Annotated in this window: 22 protein-coding genes and 1 pseudogene; 17 read left to right on the forward strand and 6 right to left on the reverse strand. The window is 47.2% G+C overall.

From position 1 onward, the window contains the following. Positions 1-47: 47 nt before the first annotated feature. The 4 genes from AB447_RS00450 (at position 48) to AB447_RS00460 (ending at position 2,120) form a co-directional block, all read left to right on the forward strand. A complete protein-coding gene (locus AB447_RS00450; RefSeq protein ID WP_048405991.1) occupies positions 48-515 on the forward strand; it encodes a helix-turn-helix domain-containing protein in 468 nt (155 codons plus the stop codon). Further along, positions 515-670: a hypothetical protein gene (locus AB447_RS25620; RefSeq protein WP_156183576.1), complete on the forward strand. Its 156-nt coding sequence runs from the start codon at positions 515-517 to the stop codon at positions 668-670. The genes AB447_RS00450 and AB447_RS25620 overlap by 1 nt, the downstream gene beginning before the upstream one ends. A gap of 10 nt (positions 671-680) precedes the next feature. Further along, the gene (locus tag AB447_RS00455; RefSeq protein WP_053071194.1) at positions 681-899 is read left to right on the forward strand and encodes a hypothetical protein; all 219 of its coding nucleotides are present in this window, start codon (positions 681-683) and stop codon (positions 897-899) included. A 165-nt stretch (positions 900-1,064) separates the two neighbouring features. Continuing rightward, a complete protein-coding gene (locus tag AB447_RS00460) occupies positions 1,065-2,120 on the forward strand; it encodes an iron-containing alcohol dehydrogenase family protein (protein WP_048354500.1) in 1,056 nt (351 codons plus the stop codon). Between the two features lie 45 nt (positions 2,121-2,165). Here the strand turns inward: AB447_RS00460 and AB447_RS00465 are convergent, their stop codons facing one another. Then, a complete protein-coding gene (locus AB447_RS00465; RefSeq protein ID WP_048405989.1) occupies positions 2,166-2,927 on the reverse strand; it encodes a SurA N-terminal domain-containing protein in 762 nt (253 codons plus the stop codon). A gap of 393 nt (positions 2,928-3,320) precedes the next feature. Here AB447_RS00465 and AB447_RS00470 point away from each other — a divergent pair, with 393 nt between their 5' ends. Then, on the forward strand, positions 3,321-4,199 hold the full coding sequence (locus AB447_RS00470; RefSeq protein ID WP_048354499.1) for a Vgb family protein: 879 nt from the start codon (positions 3,321-3,323) through the stop codon (positions 4,197-4,199). Positions 4,200-4,247: 48 nt separating this feature from the next. Here AB447_RS00470 and AB447_RS00475 read toward each other — a convergent pair whose 3' ends face one another. Then, positions 4,248-4,631 (reverse strand): YndM family protein, encoded by a 384-nt coding sequence (locus AB447_RS00475; protein ID WP_048354498.1) that lies wholly within the window; start codon positions 4,629-4,631, stop codon positions 4,248-4,250. Positions 4,632-4,730: 99 nt separating this feature from the next. Here AB447_RS00475 and AB447_RS00480 point away from each other — a divergent pair. The 6 genes and pseudogenes from AB447_RS00480 to AB447_RS00505 all read left to right on the forward strand — a co-directional run. Next, positions 4,731-5,014 (forward strand): annotated as a pseudogene (locus tag AB447_RS00480) (UTRA domain-containing protein); the annotation flags it as partial. Between the two features lie 142 nt (positions 5,015-5,156). Further along, a complete protein-coding gene (locus AB447_RS00485; protein WP_048405986.1) occupies positions 5,157-5,888 on the forward strand; it encodes a carbohydrate deacetylase in 732 nt (243 codons plus the stop codon). 14 nt (positions 5,889-5,902) lie between these two features. Beyond that, complete coding sequence (locus AB447_RS00490) at positions 5,903-7,294, forward strand: PTS transporter subunit EIIC (RefSeq protein ID WP_048354496.1); 1,392 nt, start codon at positions 5,903-5,905, stop codon at positions 7,292-7,294. 170 nt (positions 7,295-7,464) lie between these two features. Next, positions 7,465-7,701, forward strand: a complete 237-nt coding sequence (locus AB447_RS00495) for a hypothetical protein (protein WP_082142521.1) — start codon at positions 7,465-7,467, stop codon at positions 7,699-7,701. A gap of 62 nt (positions 7,702-7,763) precedes the next feature. Continuing rightward, positions 7,764-8,537, forward strand: a complete 774-nt coding sequence (locus tag AB447_RS00500; RefSeq protein WP_048354495.1) for a MerR family transcriptional regulator — start codon at positions 7,764-7,766, stop codon at positions 8,535-8,537. 294 nt (positions 8,538-8,831) lie between these two features. Beyond that, positions 8,832-10,211, forward strand: coding sequence for an amino acid permease (locus AB447_RS00505; RefSeq protein WP_048354494.1), 1,380 nt, complete (start codon positions 8,832-8,834; stop codon positions 10,209-10,211). Positions 10,212-10,634: 423 nt separating this feature from the next. Here the strand turns inward: AB447_RS00505 and AB447_RS00515 are convergent, their stop codons facing one another. Further along, positions 10,635-11,030, reverse strand: coding sequence for a ribosomal maturation YjgA family protein (locus tag AB447_RS00515; protein ID WP_048354511.1), 396 nt, complete (start codon positions 11,028-11,030; stop codon positions 10,635-10,637). 185 nt (positions 11,031-11,215) lie between these two features. Here AB447_RS00515 and AB447_RS00520 point away from each other — a divergent pair, with 185 nt between their 5' ends. Next, positions 11,216-11,953: a vWA domain-containing protein gene (locus AB447_RS00520; protein WP_048354492.1), complete on the forward strand. Its 738-nt coding sequence runs from the start codon at positions 11,216-11,218 to the stop codon at positions 11,951-11,953. A 51-nt stretch (positions 11,954-12,004) separates the two neighbouring features. Here the strand turns inward: AB447_RS00520 and AB447_RS00525 are convergent, their stop codons facing one another. Together AB447_RS00525 and AB447_RS00530 are read right to left on the reverse strand one after the other, a co-directional pair. Continuing rightward, complete coding sequence (locus AB447_RS00525) at positions 12,005-13,438, reverse strand: alanine/glycine:cation symporter family protein (protein ID WP_048406974.1); 1,434 nt, start codon at positions 13,436-13,438, stop codon at positions 12,005-12,007. A gap of 25 nt (positions 13,439-13,463) precedes the next feature. Continuing rightward, complete coding sequence (locus tag AB447_RS00530; RefSeq protein ID WP_048406973.1) at positions 13,464-14,447, reverse strand: glutaminase; 984 nt, start codon at positions 14,445-14,447, stop codon at positions 13,464-13,466. Positions 14,448-14,760: 313 nt separating this feature from the next. On the opposite strand from AB447_RS00530, the gene AB447_RS00535 reads away from it, so the two are divergent. Together AB447_RS00535 and glnL are read left to right on the forward strand one after the other, a co-directional pair. Next, positions 14,761-16,092, forward strand: a complete 1,332-nt coding sequence (locus AB447_RS00535; protein WP_048354491.1) for a sensor histidine kinase — start codon at positions 14,761-14,763, stop codon at positions 16,090-16,092. A gap of 8 nt (positions 16,093-16,100) precedes the next feature. Further along, on the forward strand, positions 16,101-17,036 hold the full coding sequence (glnL, locus tag AB447_RS00540) for a glutamine utilization two-component system response regulator GlnL (RefSeq protein WP_048354490.1): 936 nt from the start codon (positions 16,101-16,103) through the stop codon (positions 17,034-17,036). Between the two features lie 49 nt (positions 17,037-17,085). On the opposite strand, the gene AB447_RS00545 is transcribed toward glnL, so the two are convergent. Further along, the gene (locus AB447_RS00545) at positions 17,086-17,628 is read right to left on the reverse strand and encodes a GNAT family N-acetyltransferase (protein ID WP_048354489.1); all 543 of its coding nucleotides are present in this window, start codon (positions 17,626-17,628) and stop codon (positions 17,086-17,088) included. A gap of 359 nt (positions 17,629-17,987) precedes the next feature. On the opposite strand from AB447_RS00545, the gene AB447_RS00550 reads away from it, so the two are divergent. The 3 genes from AB447_RS00550 (at position 17,988) to tatC (ending at position 20,772) form a co-directional block, all read left to right on the forward strand. Next, the gene (locus AB447_RS00550; protein ID WP_048405943.1) at positions 17,988-19,739 is read left to right on the forward strand and encodes an alkaline phosphatase D family protein; all 1,752 of its coding nucleotides are present in this window, start codon (positions 17,988-17,990) and stop codon (positions 19,737-19,739) included. 21 nt (positions 19,740-19,760) lie between these two features. Continuing rightward, positions 19,761-19,967 (forward strand): twin-arginine translocase TatA/TatE family subunit, encoded by a 207-nt coding sequence (locus tag AB447_RS00555; protein WP_046129055.1) that lies wholly within the window; start codon positions 19,761-19,763, stop codon positions 19,965-19,967. A gap of 70 nt (positions 19,968-20,037) precedes the next feature. Then, positions 20,038-20,772: a twin-arginine translocase subunit TatC gene (gene tatC / locus AB447_RS00560; RefSeq protein ID WP_048354510.1), complete on the forward strand. Its 735-nt coding sequence runs from the start codon at positions 20,038-20,040 to the stop codon at positions 20,770-20,772. Positions 20,773-20,933: the final 161 nt, after the last annotated feature.

Genomic DNA, 20,933 nt, shown 5'->3' on the forward strand with positions numbered 1-20,933 from the left:
CATCGGAAAGTGTAATATTACACTAAATGCTACAATGGAGGAATACTGTGGACAAAGATTACATAATGGAACTCATTTCGTTAAAATTAAGGCTGATTCGTACAGAAAGCGGCTATACGCAGGAGAAAATGGCGAATGTTCTTGGGATTTCGAAGAAGACGCTTGTGCAAATTGAAAAGGGCAGGACGACTGCGGGGTGGACGCATGTCGTGGCAGTGTGCGCGCTATTTCGAAACAGTGAGGTTTTGCAGTCGGTGCTGGGGGACGAACCGCTAGAGGTGGTTGAAACAGTAGCGCATCGCAGTATCGACCGGCCGAAGGGGAAAACGCTCGGCGGCAGGGTATGGTGGCGGGAGATTGACTGTAAAGGAGATTTTCGTTTGCAGCAAAATTTGATTTCACATCATTACCGGATCTTAGATTCCTATGATGACCTCTGGTACAGTACATTTGAAAAAGAGGAAGCGATGGCGCGCTTGGATGAGCTGGTGAGTGAGAACGGCGGAGTTCAATGATGAAAAGGTTAAACATCATATTAAGGTTGATCAGTACGGTATTGCTCATCGGTCCGTATGCGATTATTTATGTGTTCGACCACGGCAACCCGATCATGAATGCGCGGGTTCGAAAAGCATTTGGCGGAATTAGGGTATCAGGAAAAAGATTATAAAGAGAATCATGTGATTGAACCTAAAACGGTGATTAACAAAGACTATTTTTTAACGCAATATATGGTCGTTTTTAAAGATGATCCGGATGTTACATATTATTATGGAAAGAACAAAAAAACGGGAAAGATCGTTCAGTTTTGTGAGAAAGATGAATTAAGCGTAACGAATGATGGCAAGACGAAGTACAACGAACCGCACTGTGATTTCGGTCTGAAAAACCGTGACTAAACACCGGCTGGTTCAATGACAACATCACCATTTCCTCGACATGTTTCATATGAAACATGTATTTTTTTGGAATCCAGTGCAGCGGCGGGCCCGTAATATAATTTGACACATTTTTAAAGAAAGTGAGATGATTGGCGTTAGAAAATAATAGAAGGAGATGGTGTCATGCAGCCTGAAGATATCGTCAGAAGCGGACCGAATCAATATATATGCAAGGAAGGAATTACGCGGGAGCTCCCGGCGTTTTTAGAAGGGTTCAAGCATCCTGTGATTGTCACCGGGGTGAAGTCGTTTGCGGCTTTTTCCAATCATGCGGCGCTTCCGGCTGATTGGAAGGTGATTCAGCAGAAGGGCTACAGTTCGCTTCGTACGATTCGCGAAGCAGCCGAGGAAGCAGGCGCGGCGGATATCATCATCGGGATTGGCGGGGGAACCGTTTTAGATACGGCAAAGGCCGTTGCCGACTTTTTGAACATTGAGGTGATGACGATTCCGACAATCCCGGGTACATGCGCCGCAGCTACGCCGCTCAGCGTGATTTACGATGACGAAGGGAACTTTGAAGGGGTGCAGTACCATAAACGTTCCAGCTATTTGACGCTTGTTGACCCAATTTTGCTTCTTTCATCGCCGATTGCTTACGTAAAAAGCGGGATCGGCGATACGCTTGCGAAGTGGTATGAGGCTGAGGCGATCATCAGAACGACGAAGGATGCGCTGTCGATCATGGTTCAGTCGGGGCTCAGACAGTCCGTCTATATTCGCGAGATCCTGTTAAACGAGAGTCTGCAGGCTGTAGAAAGCATCGAAAAAGGCGAACCATCTCCGGCTTTGGCGAATGTGCTGGAAGCGGTCATCGCGCTTGCGGGAACGGTGGGCGGATATGCGGGCCGCTACGGCAGAATGGCCGGGGCCCATGCGATTCACAACGGTTTGACGTTTATTCCGGAAACCCATCATGTGCTGCACGGTCAAAAGGTTGCTTACGGTATATTGGTTCAGCTCGCTTTGGAAGGGCGGACAGACGAAATTCGCGAGCTGCTTCCGCTTTATGAGGCGCTCGGTTTTCCGAAAAGGCTGCGCGATCTGGGCATTGTCGAAAACATCGAGCAGGCAAAACAAAAAATTGCAGCCCACGCGTGCAAACCGGAAGAGTCGCTTTGCTTAATGGGAACGTTCAGCGAAGCGGATGTCGTTGCTGCGATCGAATCATTGGAATAGCATGCAAAAACAAGGACCGCCGGGCAAAACCGGCGGTCCTTGTTTTTATATTTTAAGTTCTACATCCGCATGCTTTTTCAGCTTTTCAACTTGTTGTCCGAGCTTTTCCTGCTGTTTTTGCTGTTCGAGCATTGTTTTGATCTGCGATTTCACGTCTTCGAGCTTCGGCGTTTTTTGTTTGCTTTGTTTTTGCTGTGCGGCGTATTGATCATAATATGATTTGATTTCTTCGTTCGTTACTTTATCCTGCGGGACTTCTTTCTTGATATATTTTTCCGCTTTGATGTTGTCGGCTATTTCGGATTTGAATCCGGACATGTTTAAGCCGGCTTTTTTTAAAGCGGCATCGAATTGTTGATCGCTTTTATACTGCTTTTTGCTTTCATCAAGCTGTTTGTTAATTTCCTGCTCAGACGCTTTATAGCCTTTTTTGTCGGCTTCTTCAAGAAGGAGGATTTGTCCGACGAGGCTGTCGAGCGTTTGTTTTTTGATTTGCTTTGCCGCGTCAGCAGTTGTCGGGTCTTGTCCGGTTTGCTGATATTGCATTTGTGCGGTTGACAATAAGCTGTTGTAGTCGCTGCCGCTGATTTTTTTGCCGTTGACGACGGCAACGGTTTTCTTGTCATCCACTTTTTGCTTATCGAGCTTTTTCTGCATCGCCTTCATTTGTTTTTCTTGATCCTGTGAGTTTTGCGTTGATTTTGCCTGATCATCGGCTTTCGATTTTTGGCTTTCCTCATTTGAACCGCACGCAGCGAGAGCGACAGCCATGAATCCGATCATGAGAGATGAAATCAGTTTCTTCATCAACATGTGTCTCCTTTCTTGAACAAAAAGTCAGATCGCAAAAAAATGATCTAGTGCGCATTCTAAATGATATTCGCTAAAAAAGAAAGCATTTGGAACCGTTTTTCCAATTTGTAATCGAATTGAAAGGAGTTCGTAATGTTTCAGACGAAACGTCCGGTCTGTGATATACTGTAAAAAAAGCGGAAGGGTGAAAAAAGTCCATGATCTTATAATCCTTTTTAGAAAATTTCGTTACAAGCATATCATCGTATACGTCTATTCGATTTGCCGAATGTAACGTCTTTTTTCTGAATAGGATTTGTCATGTGCTTTTATAGAAGAAGTTTTTCTTGCTGTACAGCTGCATCGCCTCCTATTCAGAATAAATCCAAACATACAGGGGGGTTAGCCATGCAGTTGAACATAAACGAATATCCGCTGCCTGATCTTGCATCAGGACCGTACGGAATCGCAAGAGGCGCGGACGGCGCGCTTTGGTTTACAGAGCAAAAAGGGAACCGGATCGGCAGAATCACCGCAGCCGGACAGATCACGGAATACGACGTTCCGACGCAGGATGCCGGCGTGTCGATCATCGCCGCCGGAAACAGCGGGGAGCTCTGGTTTACAGAGTATAAAGCCGGGAAAATCGGGAAAATCACAGTTCAGGGTGAACTGACAGAATATGCGCTTCCGGCTGGATCGGCGCCATTCGGAATCACGGAAGGGCCTGACGATGCCGTATGGTACACGGACATGGCAGGCCATAAAATCGGCAGGATGTCCCGTTCGGGGGAGGTTGCGGAGTATGAACTGCCCTCTGGGTCATTCCCTTCATTCATTACGGAGGGGTCTGACGGTGCGCTTTGGTTTACGCAAAACCAAAGCAACGCCATCGGCCGCATCGCTCCGGAGGGCGGCATCCGGGAGTTTCAAATACCCACGAGTCAATCAGGGCCGGTCGGGATTGCGGCTGGTCCGGACGGCGCGCTGTGGTTCGTTGAAATAAACGGCAATCAAATCGGGAGGATCACTGTTTCGGGGGAGATCTGCGAATACCCGCTTCCTTCCGAAAATGCCCGGCCCCACGCCATCACCTCAGGCGAAGACGGTGCGCTGTGGTTCACGGAGTGGGGCGCCAATCAAATCGGCAGGATCACGGTGGAAGGAGACATCACCGAATATCCCATTCCTGCGGAGTATGCTGAACCGCACGGCATCGCCGCAGCGGGTGGCGGGATCTGGTTTGCCGAAGAATGCGGCCAAATCGGCCGGTTAACGATTCGCTAAACAAAGAACGTCCCTGTAACATGGGACGTTCTTCGTTTTTCGGTGCCACTAGTCCGTCCGTGTTTCCATTTGACGGTGATTGAAAAAGCCGAGGTTTTTATTCATCATGTAAAAATGGAAAATGTATTCTCCGACCGACATGGCGACTGCTGCGAAAAATGCGGCCAGTGCGGAGGGGCCTCCCTCCACTCCCATCGTACGTGACAGCAGCCAGACAACAAGAAATGCGACGCCCAAATCGGCCAGCGTGGCGGTAATGTTGCTCGTTTTCGGCAAAATAAACAAGTCGCCAAGCAAGTATGAGACCGCGCCTAAAACTACCGTAATCAAGAGGGTATGTCCAAAAGAAAAGCCGAAGCCGAGACCGAGTACAAGATACAAAATCACAATTGTCATGATACCTTTAATCGCAAGAGCTTTGACATGTTCCATCCCCATTCACTCCTTCTTACGAGGTTTACTTTAGTTTTTCCTCGTATGAAGGAATCAAAACATGCTATCAGGCTTCTTTTGGCGGCTGTTTGAAATATATCCTATATTCCTTGGGAAAATTGCACCTGGTCTTGTTTAAGAAGAGTTAAAGGGTCATTGTTTGGTTTACTGAGGACAAAATACAATATCCGGATCGAGCGGGAGACCTAGTGGATTGAACCGATTTTGACCGATGAAACGATCAGCGAGCATTTGCACGTCAACGTCGGTGCCCCGGTATTCCTGTCTGAATCGCTTACATATGATGATCCAGACGGAGTCGTCGAATACGCTAAAGGATCATCACGAGAGGGGATAGCGTCGAACAACAACATCGCACATAGCCAAAACCTGTTAACTGAGCATTGTTCAGCAGCAGGTTTTTTTCTTTGTTTTGCGGTCCCCTAAATCGCTGCAACATGCTAAAAGTGCCGGATCCGGCATATTTTGATAGGGACACCAAAACATCGCAAAGGGGACATCACGGTGAAAAAATTAATCATTAATGCTGACGATTTTGGTTATTCAAGAGGCATCAATTATGGGATTATCGATGCCCACAACCTGGGGATTTTAACTTCGGCGACCATAATGGCCAATATGCCGGGAGCCGAACATGCAGCCGGGCTTGCCAAAGCGTATCCGGGCTTGGGAGTCGGCGTGCATTTGGTGTTGACATGCGGAAGGCCGATTTTGCCGGGCCATCGGACAATCGTTGATGTGAAGGGGGATTTTCGGCGGCTTTCTTTTTATCAGGGAGCGTTCACGGTAGATTTGGAAGAAGTGTATGACGAGTGGCAAGCGCAAATCGAAACAGTGTATGAATTAGGCCTTAAGCCGACTCATATGGACAGCCATCATCATATCAACTCCTATGCCGGGATAACGGAAGTGTTTGTAAAATTGGCGAAAGAATTCGGGCTGCCTGTCAGAAATAACATGGAGCATGCGTCATTGAAACAGATCAAAACGACGGACCGTTTCGAACCCGTTCTCGAAACCGCTTTACAGGACGAACAAGCCGTCAGCCGGCTTTTCAATGACTGTGAATCGATAGAAGTCATGACGCATCCGGCTTATCTTGATAAAGCGCTTTTGGCGAATTCCTCGTTTACTTATCCGCGGGCCGATGAGCTGGAGTTTTTGATCGATTCAGAGACCGTAGAGCGGGTGAGGTCGCTGCAGGACGTACGTTTATCTACATTCGGGGATCTATAAGAGGGGGAGAGGAGATGAAACATTTTCTTCAAAAGCTCGGCAAATCGCTGCTCATTCCGATAGCTGCCCTTCCGGCTGCGGGACTTCTGCTTCGGCTGTCTGCTGTAGACATGCTCGACATTCCGCTTTTTCAGGCGTCGGGCGTCATCTTAAACAATATGGACATCTTGATAGCGATCGGCATTGCCATGGGGCTTGCCAATACAAAGGATAAGGGCATTCCCGCCTTGACGGGATTTTTGGCGGTTTCAGTCTTGCAGGAAGGGCTCGGCATCCTGAATCAGAACCTTGATATGAGCGTGTTCGGCGGGGTGGTTGCGGGGCTTGTGGCTGCGTTTATCTATAATCGATTTCATCAAACCCGGCTACCAAGCATGTTCGCTTTTTTTGGCGGTGAAAAGTTTCCGATTACAATGATCATTTTGGTGATGATCCCGATCGCGGGTCTGTTCTCAGTCGTATGGCCTTATGCGCAGTCGGGAATCGACGCTTTTAGCCAAATGCTTGTCGGGCTGGGGGCTTTCGGTATATTTGTCTTCGGTTTTTTCAACCGGTTTTTGCTGCCGTTCGGCCTTCATCACGTCATGAATACGTATGTTTATTTTGGTCTCGGACGTTTTGAAACGGCTTCAAGGGAAACGGTGACAGGCGAAATTACGCGGTTTCTGAATGGCGATCCGGCAGCCGGGTATTTTCTCGGCGGATTTTTCGTCACGATGATGTTTGGCATTCCGGCGATTGCCTTAGCCATCACACGGGCCGCCAGAACGAAGAAGAAAGAAACGAAGGCGCTGATGTCCTCCGGAGCGGCCACATCGTTGATTACCGGCATTACCGAGCCGATTGAATTTACGTTTTTGTTTACCTCGCCGTTATTGTATTTCCTCCATTCTGTATACACGGGTCTTGCCGGCATGGTGCTGTACTTGCTCGGCATTCGGCACGGCTTTTCGTGGGGAGCGGGAGCAATCGACTATGCGCTGAATCTGAATTTATCTGATCGGGGTCTATTGTTGATTCCGGTCGGCCTCGCATTCTTTGTCCTCTATTACGTCACCTTTTATCTTGTCATTACAAAACGAAACGTTCCAGTCATCGGCAGGGAACAGGATGCCGAAGCTCCGGCAAAAAGCGAACCGGGTACAATGCATTCAGGCTATGAAACGATCGCAGCAAACATTCTCCAGCATATCGGGGGAAGAGAAAACGTGATCGCATGCGACAACTGCATGACGCGGCTGAGGATGAAATTAACCGATACCTCACTTGCTGATGAAACCAAATTAAAGCAAGCCGGAGCACACGGCGTCATCAAGATCGGAAGGCATGATATCCAGATTGTGATCGGCCCTGGGGCAGCGCATGTGAAGAGGGAATTGGAAAACATCATAGAGCGGGAATCGTAAATTCGTCACCGCTTTAGTGTTATCATAAAAACAGATAAACGAAAGGGGGGCATGTTCTTAGAAGTTATAAGGCATATACCCGCCTGTACACGAATGATTTGGAATCGGGCTCTGTCATTTTATGAAAAGCTGTTAGGCTCAAGCTGAGGTTTCAATATCGCGAAACAGGCTTGGAAATCGCTGCAGTCGGTCATTTTTTCATTCTGGCAGGATCGCAAAAGGCATTAGAGCCTTACCTTGAAACAAAAGTAACCTTGATTGTCGATTCTGTAGAGGAGTTTAAGAAATGGTTCGTTGACGGCGGTTCCGAGATCATTCGCGACATTCAGGAAGTGCCGACGGGGAAAAACATAACGATGAAGCATCCCGATGGATCCATCATCGAATACGTGCGATTCTTCAAGTAAATAAAACTTGCACCTCCGGTAACGTGAGGCGTTATGATTGTCTTGTGAGGGGGATGACAAAGATGGAAAAAGATCAATATTATACAATCGGGGCTTTCTCCGAGAAAACCGGCACATCGATCAGGGCGCTGCACTATTATGATGAAATCGGGCTGCTCAAGCCTGAGAAGCACCCGAGCTCAGGACACCGCCTTTACACGGATCAGGATGAGATGACGTTGCATAAGATCACGTGTTTTAAATTTTTGGGATACAGCCTTGAGCAAATTGCGCGGCTCATGAGCGATTCCAGCTTTGACATCAGTCTGATTGAAACACTGCACAATCAAAAGAAAGAGCTTGAAGGAAAAAAGGAACATATTGAAACCGCATTGAAAGCGGTCAACCGGATGATCGGTCTTCTGGAGGAAGAAAAAGAAATAGACGGGGCCATTTTCATGAGCCTGATCAACAGCATCCAAACAGAAAAAGATCAGCGTGAATGGCTCGAACAGAACATGCCGGAAGGAGCTGCCGACCGGTTGTTTAACAAACCGGAAGAAGTGATGGCATCATTGGATAAATCGTTTATTCAATTAGCCAAACAAGTCAAAAGGCTGGCGGGAAAGCCCGTTGATGATCCCGAGGTGCAAGAGATGGCAGATCGGCATATGAAGATGAGTCTTCAGTTTGTCGGCGAGGATGTACTGGCGGCCTTTGGCAGCGTCGATACAGCCGAAACGGAGAAGTTTGTGAATCAAATTCCTTCGCCTTATACAAAGGAAGAGGAAGAATGGCTGGAACGCGTGTTTGAATATTATATGCTGCATAACGAAAAATACCCTTTCCGACAGTAAAACGCGGCTTTCAGCCGCCATATGCTGTTTGTAAAGCGCACGGTGCCTGCCGGGCGCTTTTCGTATTATCGGGAAAGGACATTATTTTACATTGCAGCCTTTTTCATTTACTATAAATACTGTCCATTTTTTAGGGGATTTTGTTTTGTACGAGGCTGATGGGAACGGGGTGTATATTGGAATACATAGCATATCCACGCATCATAAAGCTTGAAATGACAACATTTGATACGCAAAACAATCAGAGTTAAGGAAATCTGTATTTTTCCGGCTTTGTATTTGGAGGAAAGGCTTTTGCGAAACTTATTTCAGAAAAAAGATGTAGCACAACTTTTAGCACAATATCAAAAGCGGAAACACAATCCATCCATGGGAGCGTTTGATTTAACATTGATGGGAATCGGCGCCGTTATCGGAACGGGGGTTATGGTGTTGACCGGGATAACAGCGGCACAGGACGCCGGACCGGCTGTTATTTTTTCATTTATCCTTGCTGCTGTTGCCTGCAGTCTGGCTGCTCTCTGCTATGCAGAAATATCGTCCGCACTCCCTGTATATGGAAGCGCTTATATTTACTCCTATACAACCATGGGAGAAATCGTCGGCCACCTGATGGGCTGGACGCTGCTGTCAGTATATATGGTCACCTCGTCTGCGGTTGCAAGCGGGTGGTCCAGCTATTTTAACAACTTGCTCGAAGGGTTTGGACTGTCCATTCCGAAACAGCTGCTGACCACTCCCGAACATGGCGGAATCATGAATCTTCCCGCTATCATGATTACGTTCGTCATCACATGGATCTTGTCACAGGGAACGAAAGAAAGCAAAAAGTTCAACAACGCAATGGTGATCGTGAAAATATTAATCGTCGCGCTCTTTATTATTGCCGGCAGTTTTTACGTGAAGCCTGAAAACTGGCAGCCTTTTATGCCGTTCGGTGCAGAGGGTGTCATTACCGGAGCGGCGGCTGTGTTTTTCGCATATTTGGGGTTTGATGCCATTTCTGCTTCAGCCGAGGATGTAAAAAACCCGCAGCGCAATTTGCCGATCGGCATTATAGGATCTTTAGTGATCTGTACGATGATCTATATCCTCGTCTGTCTGGTGATGACAGGCATGGTTCCGTACAGCCAGCTGAACGTCCCCGAGGCCATGTCTTACGTTTTACAGGTAGTCAATCAAAACGCAGTGGCGGAAATCATTTCGGTCGGTGCGGTAATCGGGCTGATGGCGGTGATTTTTGCAAATACATTTGCGGCGACGAGAATCTCGTTTGCCATGAGCAGAGACGGGCTGCTGCCGAAAGTTTTTTCAATAACGGGAAAAAAATCGGGAGCACCGGTATGGAATACATGGATCACCGGGATGTTAACAGCGTTCATCGCCGGGTTTGTCGACTTGAAAAACCTGTCTGATTTAGCCAATATGGGTGCGCTGCTCACTTTTTTGATGGTGAGCCTGTCTGTGATCATTTTGCGAAAAACCGAAAAAAACCTGCCGCGCGGATTTAAAGTTCCTTTCGTGCCGCTGCTTCCCATTCTTTCAATAGGCTTCTGCCTGTTTCTGATCGCGAATTTGCCGATGAAAACATGGCTCTATTTTTCTGTTTGGCTGCTGGCCGGAACGGCGGTTTATTTCAGTTATTCTTATAAGCACAGCACACTTAAACAATAGATTCTCACGATTTTATTCAGAGCTCCGCGTAGGAACGGGGCTTTCTTTTATGGAATAAACGAAAATCATGAATGGAAACGCATCAAATGAATAAGGCTGGATGAGAAAGCGGGGCAACATTTTTCTTACTTCGGATTATTGGGGAAAAGTCCATAGAACAAACAGAGATGGGCAAACCGTAAAGCATGCGGCAGACGATTATAGGGAAGAGATAAACGATGTAGTTCCTCCTGCCAAAAAGGATAGAGACACTGGACATGTCGAAAAAACAGGAGGAAATCATCTGCCTGCTGCAGGAAATGACGGCCTGCATCACGCTTTACGCATCGAACCCATCCTCTTTTATTATCGGACTTGTCCAGCAAGTTTTAAACAGCAGAAAGTCACAAAATAAAAGTGCGTATATTTTCCTCAAAAACAGCTTTACAGCTGTTTTTTTCGTTTGTGCATCGCGCGGTCGAAAAGGATGCCCGTTCCAATTCCCAGCAAATAGGCCAATAAATCGCTCCACAAAAATCCATAACCGAGCACAAGCCCGCCCAGTGCGGTGCCTCGAATCCGGTCGATCCATCCGGCATGATACAGCTGGCTGAATTCTATTAAATAGCAGAACACCAGCGCCATGAACGCGATAGTTTTTGTACGAGCCGTTCTGCACAAAAAACCGAATCCGAAGAAAATCATCAGGGCCCAAAGAGCGTCCCCTAAATAGGCGTTTACAAAGTCCGGCAGCAGCCCTGCTATTTTTCGTGAACCTAAGCCCGCCGCCATGGCTGCGATCACGAGCAAGGCCTGTCGTGTACGGTTGCGTTTGATCATGCGTAAAACCCCGTTTCTAAAGATTGAGTTATTGAAATAAGGGGAAAATTTCTCTGCGTGCATGTAACCTCTATTTATCTATATCTTATCATCGTAATCGAAATCTGAAGGTTTTTCGCAGGTTGAAACCTGAGATATGCCGGATTCGTAATAGTTTTTTATACAAACAAAAAGGAGATTTGCAAATGAACTCGATCAGTCTGCAAAAGAAAAGCTTGAACATCGTTTTGGAGAAAAAACAACTAACGAAAGTTACGGCACGGGTCGGCTTGGTTTTGGATATTACGGGATCAATGAGGTCTCTTTATAAAAATGGAACCGTTCAGAAGACGGTTGAAAGGGTGCTGGCTGTCGCCGACCGGTTTGATGACGACGGGGTGCTCGATGTTTGGGTGTATGATAATGAATTTTCCCGATTGGCGCCGGTTACCGAAAAAGATTTTTCAGGGTATGTGGACCGGGAGATTATCAACAATGATTCGATTCATAAATTCGGAAGGAATGATGAACCCCCGGTCATGAAAGATGTTTTGAAAAAATACATGACGGAAGAACCTGGTTCAGAGCCTGCCTTTATTATTTTTATCAATGACGGTGGCTGCAAAAAAACGATAAAACCCATTATCGAGGCGTCCTCGGATAAACCGTTATTCTGGCAGTTTGTCGGAATTGGCGGCGGAAATTTTGATTTTCTAAAAAAGATTGATGCGTTGGAAGGCCGCGTTGTCGACAACGCCAATTTTTTGCATATTCAAGATATAGAACGCATTTCAGATGATGAACTGTATGAGTCGCTTCTCAACGAATTTCCCGCGTGGCTGAAGGAAGCGAAGCAAAAAGGAATATTAGCAGAACCGGTTCGGGAATCCCAGCCTGATATACCGAAAAAGAAGGGGTTTTTCAGCAGGCTGTTCAGAAGATGAGGCAATGATTCAGCAAATCAATTAAAAGCCGCCCTTTCAGGCGGCCTCACTTTATCCTGCATGTTCTTTTTTAGCGTGAGCGGCTTCGGAAAGATCCCAGCAATCGATGTCGTCATGATGTTCCAATACGTCTTTATAAAAGACAGGGTCTTTTCCGGCTTTTCTTTGCTTCACATAGTCATGTAAAGCAGCAAAAGCGTTTTTTGATAACAGGGAGATCGCAATTAAATTGACAATGACCATCAATCCCATGAACAGGTCGGCCATATCCCAGACGAGCTGGACTTTTGCAACGCAGCCGAAGATCACCATTCCGAGCACACCGATTCTATATAGCAATAAGACTGCTTTGCTTTTGTTTAAGAATCCGATGTTTGTCTCTCCATAGTAATAGTTTCCGATCAGCGCGCAGAACCCGAATAACAGTATTAATATCGCAAGAAATCCTGACGCCCACGGTCCGACGTGTTCGCTTAGAGCGGCCTGTGTCAGCGGGATTCCGCTCAGTCCCGGCTGCTTATAGGCATCAGAGAACAAAATGATCAAGGCAGTGCTAGTACAAATAATCAATGTGTCTGTTAAGACGCCGAACGCCTGAATCAGCCCCTGTTTGACGGGGTGGCTTGTCGTAGCCGTTGCGGCTGCATTTGGCGCGCTTCCCATTCCCGCTTCGTTTGAGAAAATTCCGCGTTTGATCCCGTGCATCAGTGCCGCGCCTAATGCTCCGCCCGCTGCCTGCTCAAATCCGAATGCATTTTTCACGATCAGTGCAAAAACTTCGGGCAGCTGCGAAATGTTGGTCAAAATGACGAAAAAAGCGACTCCGATATAAAGAACGGCTAAAAACATGACGATATATTCGGAAAGCTTCGCAATCCGCTTCACACCGCCGAAAATGATCGTTCCGAAAACGGCGATCAAAATGACGCCGAGCATGAAACGGTCTGTCCCGAATGCGTTATTGAACGCGACGCTGATCGTATTCGATTGAACGGAGTTGAACACGATCCCGAATGACAGGGTGATTAAAACCGCAAACAGGGCGCCCATCCAGCGTTTTTTCAGCCCTTTTTCCATGTAGTAGGCGGGGCCGCCGCGGAAGCCGTTTACATCTTTCACTTTATAAATTTGGGCCAGCGTGCTTTCGACAAAGCTTGAAGCTGAACCGATAATGGCAATGATCCACATCCAGAAGATCGCTCCGGGGCCGCCGAGTGCAATCGCGATCGCGATTCCCGTAATATTTCCGGTTCCGACCCGGGCCGCCATGCTGATGCAGAACGCCTGGAAAGGAGATATATCGTTTTTGGAACGGTTTGCAGCGCCTTCCTTTAAAACGCGGACCATCTCTTTCAGCATCCGAACCTGTAAAAATTTCAATCTGAACGTAAAATAAACTCCCACCGACAGAAGCAGCACGATTAATAGTTTTGACCAAAGAAAATCGTTTATGATTCCAATGACATACTGAAGAGCTTCCTGCATGTTCTCACCTCTTAATTCATTATCTTCAAAAAATACTCAGATCCCACTCCTGTGCCAATTGTTTCAAAAGCATACCGCCTGTCAGGCTGTTGCCGTATTCGTCAATCGCCGGTCCGTAGATGCCGATCCCGCATCCATGCTGAAAGGGCTCTTTCCTTTTGAAGCTGGCCGGCACCGCACACATGATTCCGCCGGATACGCCGCTTTTGGCGGGAACGCCGACAAAGGCCGCGAATTTTCCGGAAGCATTGTACATCCCGCACGTCAGCATTAACGCCTTGGTCAGCCGTGCGACGTCCTTTGGAATGATTTGCTCGTGGCTAAAAGGGTGGTATCCGTCGTTTGCGAGAATCATGCCGATCATGGCGATGTCCTCTGTATTTCCTTCCATGGCGCATTGCTTAAGGTACACTTCGAGCGTTTTTTCGACACCGGCTTCCAAAAAGCCGGTTTCCTTCAAGTAATAGGCTAGTGCCCTGTTTCGATGGGCAGTCTCCCATTCCGAACGGAACACGTCTTCATTGATGACGGGACGTTTTCCGATCATTTTTTCAATGAGGGCGTAAAGCGTTTCGATTTTGTCGCGAGCCGAATCCCCGGGCAGCATTGATGCGATGGTCAGCGCGCCGGCGTTGATCATCGGATTGAACGGCTTTCCCGGTTTATGCATTTCAAGGCGGATGATCGAATTAAATGCATCTCCTGTGGGCTCTGCGTCGACACGGTCTAATACGTAAGGAATCCCTCTTGTTAAGCAGGCGGCGATAAAACTAATGACTTTTGAGATGCTTTGCAATGTGAAGGGGACATCCCAGTCGCCTGATTTCATCATCGTTTGATCAGATCCTGTCACGCATATGCCGAGCTGTTTTGCATCGATTTTTCCTAAGGCGGGGATATATTCGGCATTGCGGCCGTCTGCGGAAAAGGGACGGTAATATTCGACCAGATCGTCAAGGCGGGTTTGCCGGAAATGGGTGTTATCACGTTCTTTCACGATTTCTTTCATCGAAATTCCTCCAATCTGAAAAGTCGAGTGCTTAGGGCGGCTGTCCGCTTTGACGGCCTGCCGTAAGCCTGTTTTGTCAGAGGATAAAGATTAGGGCAAGAGAGAATATCTGGGAATTAAAAGCGCTTTCAAATTGTAAGAATATAAATTCAATTTAAATCAGAACCTACAAGATCATACAAAAAACGACAAACGCGCTGAAAAAATAAGCCGATGGATGTAAAAATCAACTGAACAGTAGGTACAATAGGAGTTGCGGACGAAGATCATGTTGGATGTAAAATAAAACAACGCTGTTTAACGGGGGATCAACATGCTGAGGAGAAATTGGGACAAGGCCATGAAAAAGTTCAGCCGGCTTGCGAAAAAAGACGGCTATATTTTAGCACTGATGCTTTTCACTGTACCGCTTGCCGGCGAGCTGAAGTTTTATCCTTTGAATGAGATATTCCGGGTCAGCTTCGGCGTTCCGACTTTTTTCTTTTTTTTGCTGCTGATGAGAAATGTGTCGGCTGTTTTACCAGGGTTTTTAACAGGCGCTGCGGTGGTCGTATTCAGGATTCTGCTGGATCTTCTCACTCGAGATAACGTCAGTTTGGAGCCGGCTTTTTACAGCCATTTTCCGACCTTTTTCTTTTATTTTACGTACGCTTTCCTTTTTTACATGGCCAAGGCCAAACGGTTTTTTCAATACCGGCCGCTTTTTATCGGACTGCTCGGCTTCGTCATCGAAATCTTTGCCGACTGTGCAGAGATGTCCGTTCAGTATGTCATGTTTGCCGCAACGGTTACGCCGGAGAAGCTGCGCGATATGATGGCGATCGCGTTTTCCCACAGTTTTATCGTGCTCAGTTTTTTTAATGTCATGAAACTGTACGAGACACAATCGAGGGAAAAACAAGTCCGTGAACAAAATGAGCGCATGCTGATGATCGTCTCAAATTTATATGAGGAAACGATTCATTTGAAAAAAACGTTGAAAAACACGGAGCAAATAACGAGCGAGTCCTACCGGCTTTACCGCCGCTTGCATAACCGGAGCCTTGAAGCTCCTGCAGAGCAGGAACTCAGTCAGAAGCTTTTGAAGCTGGCCGGCGAAATCCATGAGGTTAAAAAGGATAATCAGCGCATTTTTGCCGGGCTTTCCAAATTGATTTCAAACGAAAATTTCAGGGACTATATGAAAGCGGAGGATTTGATCCGCCTTGTGGTTGGAATCAACCGGAAGTATGCCGAATCACTCGGAAAAGACATTGATTTTCATTATGCAATCAAGGGCGAGCACCCGAAATACCGCGTCTATCTCGTGCTGTCTGTGCTCAACAATGTGATGGCCAATGCTGTAGAAGCGATTCAACAGAAGGGGTCCGTCCGTCTCCATCTTTCGAATCCGGGAGAAGGCATGGTAGAATTCGGAGTGGAAGACAGCGGCCCCGGCATCCCGGAGAAGATCGGGGACGTCGTGTTCGAACCGGGATACACCTCTAAGTATGATGAATTCGGCACTCCTTCAACAGGGATCGGACTTTCTTATGTAAAGGAAACCGTCGAAGAACTTGGAGGCGAAATTGCGTTCTGCAATCAACCGCATGGTGTCGCGTTTTCGATCAGGCTTCCCGCGCAACAATTGATCCAGAAAGGGTGAATGGCCTTATGCGTTTTTTTATCGTTGACGATGACCGCGCCGTGCGTTCGATTTTAAGACAAATCATTGAAGACGAAGATTTGGGAGAGACGGCGGGTGAAGCGGAGGACGGCAGTCAATTGGAGGGACACGTTTTACGCCTGAAGCAAATTGATATTTTATTTGTCGATCTCTTAATGCCAGGCCGTGACGGAATCGAGACAATCCGCCATCTGCAAGGGTCTTTCCCGGGGAAAATCATCATGATCTCCCAGGTGGAAGCGAAGGAAATGGTCGCAGAAGCGTACTCTCTCGGGATCGAATATTATATCCATAAACCGATCAACCGCATCGAAATATTAAACGTCATTCAAAAAGTGAAAGAGCGGATCGAATTGGAAAGGTCGATACAGGATATCCAGTCTTCTTTAAGCCGTCTGGTGAACGTAGGCGGAGGCGGAAGGAACGTCCTAAAAGAAAAAAGCATTAAAGAGACCGGCGAATTTCTTCTTTCCGAATTGGGCATTGTCGGAGCAAACGGTTCCCAAGACCTGCTCGCCATCCTTCAATATTTATTTGATAATGAGCAAATATCGTTATATGAAAAAAACTTTCCGCCGCTCAAGCAAATTTTCATCAAAGTCGCGGAGCAAAAGCTCGGTTCTGGCGCTTCGCCCGTCGAGATCAACCGAGAGATCAAAGCGTCTGAGCAGCGGGTGCGAAGGGCGATCATCCATTCTTTAAACCATTTTGCATCCCTCGGATTGACGGACTTTTCAAATCCGAAGTTTGAAAGCTATGCATCGCGGTTTTTCGACTTCACCGTGATCAGCAAAAAAATGAAAGAGCTGCAAAAGGATGCAGCTCCTGCTCTTTCGTCCACCCGCGTGAACATGAAAAAGTTCATTCAGGTCTTATTTTTGGAAGCCAAGCGGCTCAATGAGAGCGCAGGGAAAAGGATATAGCAAACTGAAAAAAGATTGATCCAAACGCAGATCAATCTTTTTTTCATCCTTATATACGAAACTCTCTTTTCAGCAGGGAGAACATATAAACATCGATGAACACGCCTTTTGCTTTCTCGTATTCCCGTAAAAGTCCTTCCTTTTGAAAGGATAATCGCTCGAGGAGTTTGATGGAGTCTTTGTTTTCCGGTTCGACTTTCGCTTCGATCCGGTTCAGCTCCATGTCGAGGAAGCCGTGACGAACGAGTGTCTTGACGGCTTCAGCAGCAAAGCCTTTTCCCCAATGGGCCCTCCCCAGGTCATAGCCGATTTCAGCCCGGCTGTTTTCCTCGTCGATCATGTTGAAGCCGCATGTTCCGATCACTTCATTTGTCTCTTTGACAACGATTGAATAACGGTTTGCCCGGCCTTCAATGCTCATTCCGTTGATCAATTGAATCATGTCTTCCGCCTGGGCGGGGCTTGTGAAAGGCGTGATGTTCATAAATTTCGTCACGAGCGGATCTGACCAATAATGATAGAGGGTCTCCGCATCTTGCAATTCCATCTTTCTTACTATCAATCTTTCAGTTTCGAGTTTTACTTGTTCCATGGTCTGCCTCCTAAAGTTTAAGTTTGGCTTTTGTTGAGGACAATGAGAAGACCATTTAGCTATCTGCGCATCATTCATTCCTTTCTATTCATAACTTTCTTTATTTTACCATGATTGAGGCGGTTTGTTTTGATTCTTTTAAAAAAATATGAAGAAAAACAGGAGGAAAGTTCTGACGGAATGATTGGCCTTTTGTCGAATTTGTAGGCGAATGGAATCGATTGTGACAAATTCCGACAAAAACCTGGTGAAGCCGCTAGTTTTACCGTATTTTTTGTTTTACAAAGCTTTACTGTCCGTTAACAAACGGCTCCTATAATAGAACCCGATCAAACATTTGAATAGAGAGGGGTATCTACATGTCACATGAAGGGCCGCTTGAGGAATGGATCAAAAAGCTGAACGAGGAAAGCTTGAAAGATCATACGTTTGACCGCCGCCGCTTTATTCGGGGCGCCGGAAAAATCGCCGGGCTTTCGCTTGGGCTCGCGATTGCTCAATCGATGGGGACGATGGAAGTGAATGCGGCGCCGAAGTTTTCGGATTATCCTTTCACGCTTGGTGTTGCATCGGGAGACCCGCTGTCAGACAGCGTCGTTTTGTGGACAAGATTGGCGCCGGATCCGCTAAACGGGGGAGGCATGCCAAATGAAGCCGTCACTGTGAAATGGGAGATCGCCAAGGATGAACATTTCCGCCATATCGTCAAACGCGGGAAAGAGAAGGCGACGCCGCACCTCGCCCATTCCGTTCACGCCGAAGTTGACGGATTGAAGCCTAACCAAGTGTATTATTACCGCTTCAAATGCGGCAATCAGCTCAGCCCGGTGGGGAAAACGAAAACCCTTCCTGCACCAGGGGCGGACGTCTCGAAGCTCACCTTCGCTTTCGCATCCTGCCAGCAGTACGAACACGGCTACTATACCGCCTATCAGCACATGGCGAAAGAAAAGCTCGATCTCGTTTTCCATCTCGGTGACTATATTTATGAATACGGTCCGAATGAGTACTTGTCGAAGACCGGAAACGTCAGAACTCACAGCGGTCCGGAAATCACCTCGCTTCTCGATTACCGCAACCGCCATGCCCAATACCGTTCAGATGCGAATCTGAAAGCGGCACACGCCGCCTTCCCGTGGGTCGTCACATGGGATGACCATGAAGTCGAAAACAACTACGCGAATACGATTCCTGAAAAAGGCCAGTCTGTTGAAGCCTTTATCAAACGCAGGGCAGCCGCGTATCAGGCTTATTATGAGCACATGCCGCTCCGCCGCAGATCGTTGCCGAACGGTCCTGACATGCAATTATACCGTCATTTTTCCTATGGCAATTTAGCGGATATCAATGTTCTTGATACCCGCCAGTACCGCGATGATCAGGCGAATGGCGACGGAAACAAGCCGCCTTCAGACGAATCAAACGATCCGAAGCGGACGCTCCTTGGAGCAGAGCAAGAGGCTTGGCTGCTCGACAATCTCGGCCGGTCTGAAGCGCACTGGAATGTCATGGCGCAGCAGATTTTCTTTGCTCGCTGGAACTTTGGGACGAGTTCGGCGCCGATTTACAGCATGGATTCATGGGACGGCTACCCGGCCCAGCGCGAACGGATCATTGACTTTATCAAAGAGAAAAACATGAACAACATTGTCGTCCTCACCGGCGATGTTCATGCAAGCTGGGCGAACAATCTGCTCGTCGATTTTGACGATCCGAAATCGGCTGTCTTTGGCGTCGAGTTCGTCGGCACATCGATTACATCCGGAGGAAACGGGGCAGATAAACGGGCGGATACAGATAAAATTTTATCGAACAATCCTCATATTCAATTTTTCAATGATTACCGCGGCTATGTGCGCTGTACGGTCACTCCTGAAGAATGGCGGGCGGACTACCGGGTTGTTCCGTATGTGTCAGAGCCGGGCGCCGCGATTTCGACGAGAGCTTCGTTTGTTTATCATAAAGACCACACCGGCCTGAAGCGGACAGCCTCCAACATCGTACCGGGAGGCGTGAAAAAATCGAACGAAGTCGAAGAGGACCGCTTTATTGCGCATACAAGAGCGCACCAAAAACAAATGAAGCAAAAGCAGAAAAAGGTAACCCAGTAATCAGCGAAAGGATGACGGCAAATGCTATCCAATATCGGTATTCCCGGTCTCATTTTGGTCCTTGTCATTGCCTTGATTATTTTCGGGCCTTCAAAGCTTCCTGAGATCGGGAGGGCTTTCGGCAAAACGTTAACCGAATTCAAAAGCGCGACGAAATCTTTGGTTTCTTCTGATGACAATGATGCTGACACTGAAGTGAAAAAGAAGCGCGACCAAACGGCAGGATAAAGGAAGCGGGCGGGTGAACCCGTCTGCTTCTTTATTCGAACATGCTAAAGAAAGCGGGAGGCAGCTGCAGATGAAAAGCCGGGAAACACATTTAATTGACCATCTTGAAGAACTGCGTCAGCGGATCATTAAAACGTTGCTCGTGTTTATTTTGTTTCTCATTGCAGGTTTTCTGTTTGTCCAGGACATTTATGACTGGCTGATCAGAGATTTGGACGCCAAGCTTGCCGTCTTGGGCCCAGGGGACATTATATGGGTGTATATGATGATTTCGGGGGTTTTGGCGATTGCGGCGACAATACCCGTAGCCGCTTTTCAAGCCTGGCGGTTCGTATCGCCGGCGTTGACCAGAAATGAGCGGAGGGTGGCTTTATGCTATATTCCGGGGCTGTTTCTCTTTTTTATTCTGGGCATCTTATTCGGCTATTTTGTGCTGTTTCCGCTCGTCCTTCAATTTTTGATCGGCCTTTCAGCCGGCCATTTTCAAACGATGTTTACGGCAGAGCACTATTTTCGCTTCATGATCAACCTGACCCTTCCGTTCGGGTTTTTATTTGAAATGCCCCTTGTCGTGATGTTTTTAACGAGCCTCGGAATTCTCAATCCGGCAAGGCTTGCCAAAATGAGAAAGGTTTCTTATTTCGCTTTGGTCGTCATATCGATCGTGATTACGCCGCCGGATTTTATTTCAGACGTGATGGTAATCGTGCCGCTGTTGGTTTTGTATGAATTGAGCATTTCTTTATCTTCGTTCGTTTACAGAAAAAAATTGATCGGTGAAGCCGGGGCAGAGGCCCAAGGCTGAAGGCACAGTCTTCAGCCTATTTTTTTTCACTATTTTTGAAAAATCCGAAAATAAAGATATTGACAATTTGTTTATTTGTCTTACAATTAAACAAAAAGACATATTGGAAGGAGGTCATCATCTCATTTTGAATGAAATGACAGCGCTTTCTGTATCATTCA

The sequence above is a fragment of the Bacillus glycinifermentans genome, assembly GCF_001042475.2.
Classification (GTDB): Bacteria; Bacillota; Bacilli; order Bacillales; family Bacillaceae; genus Bacillus; species Bacillus glycinifermentans.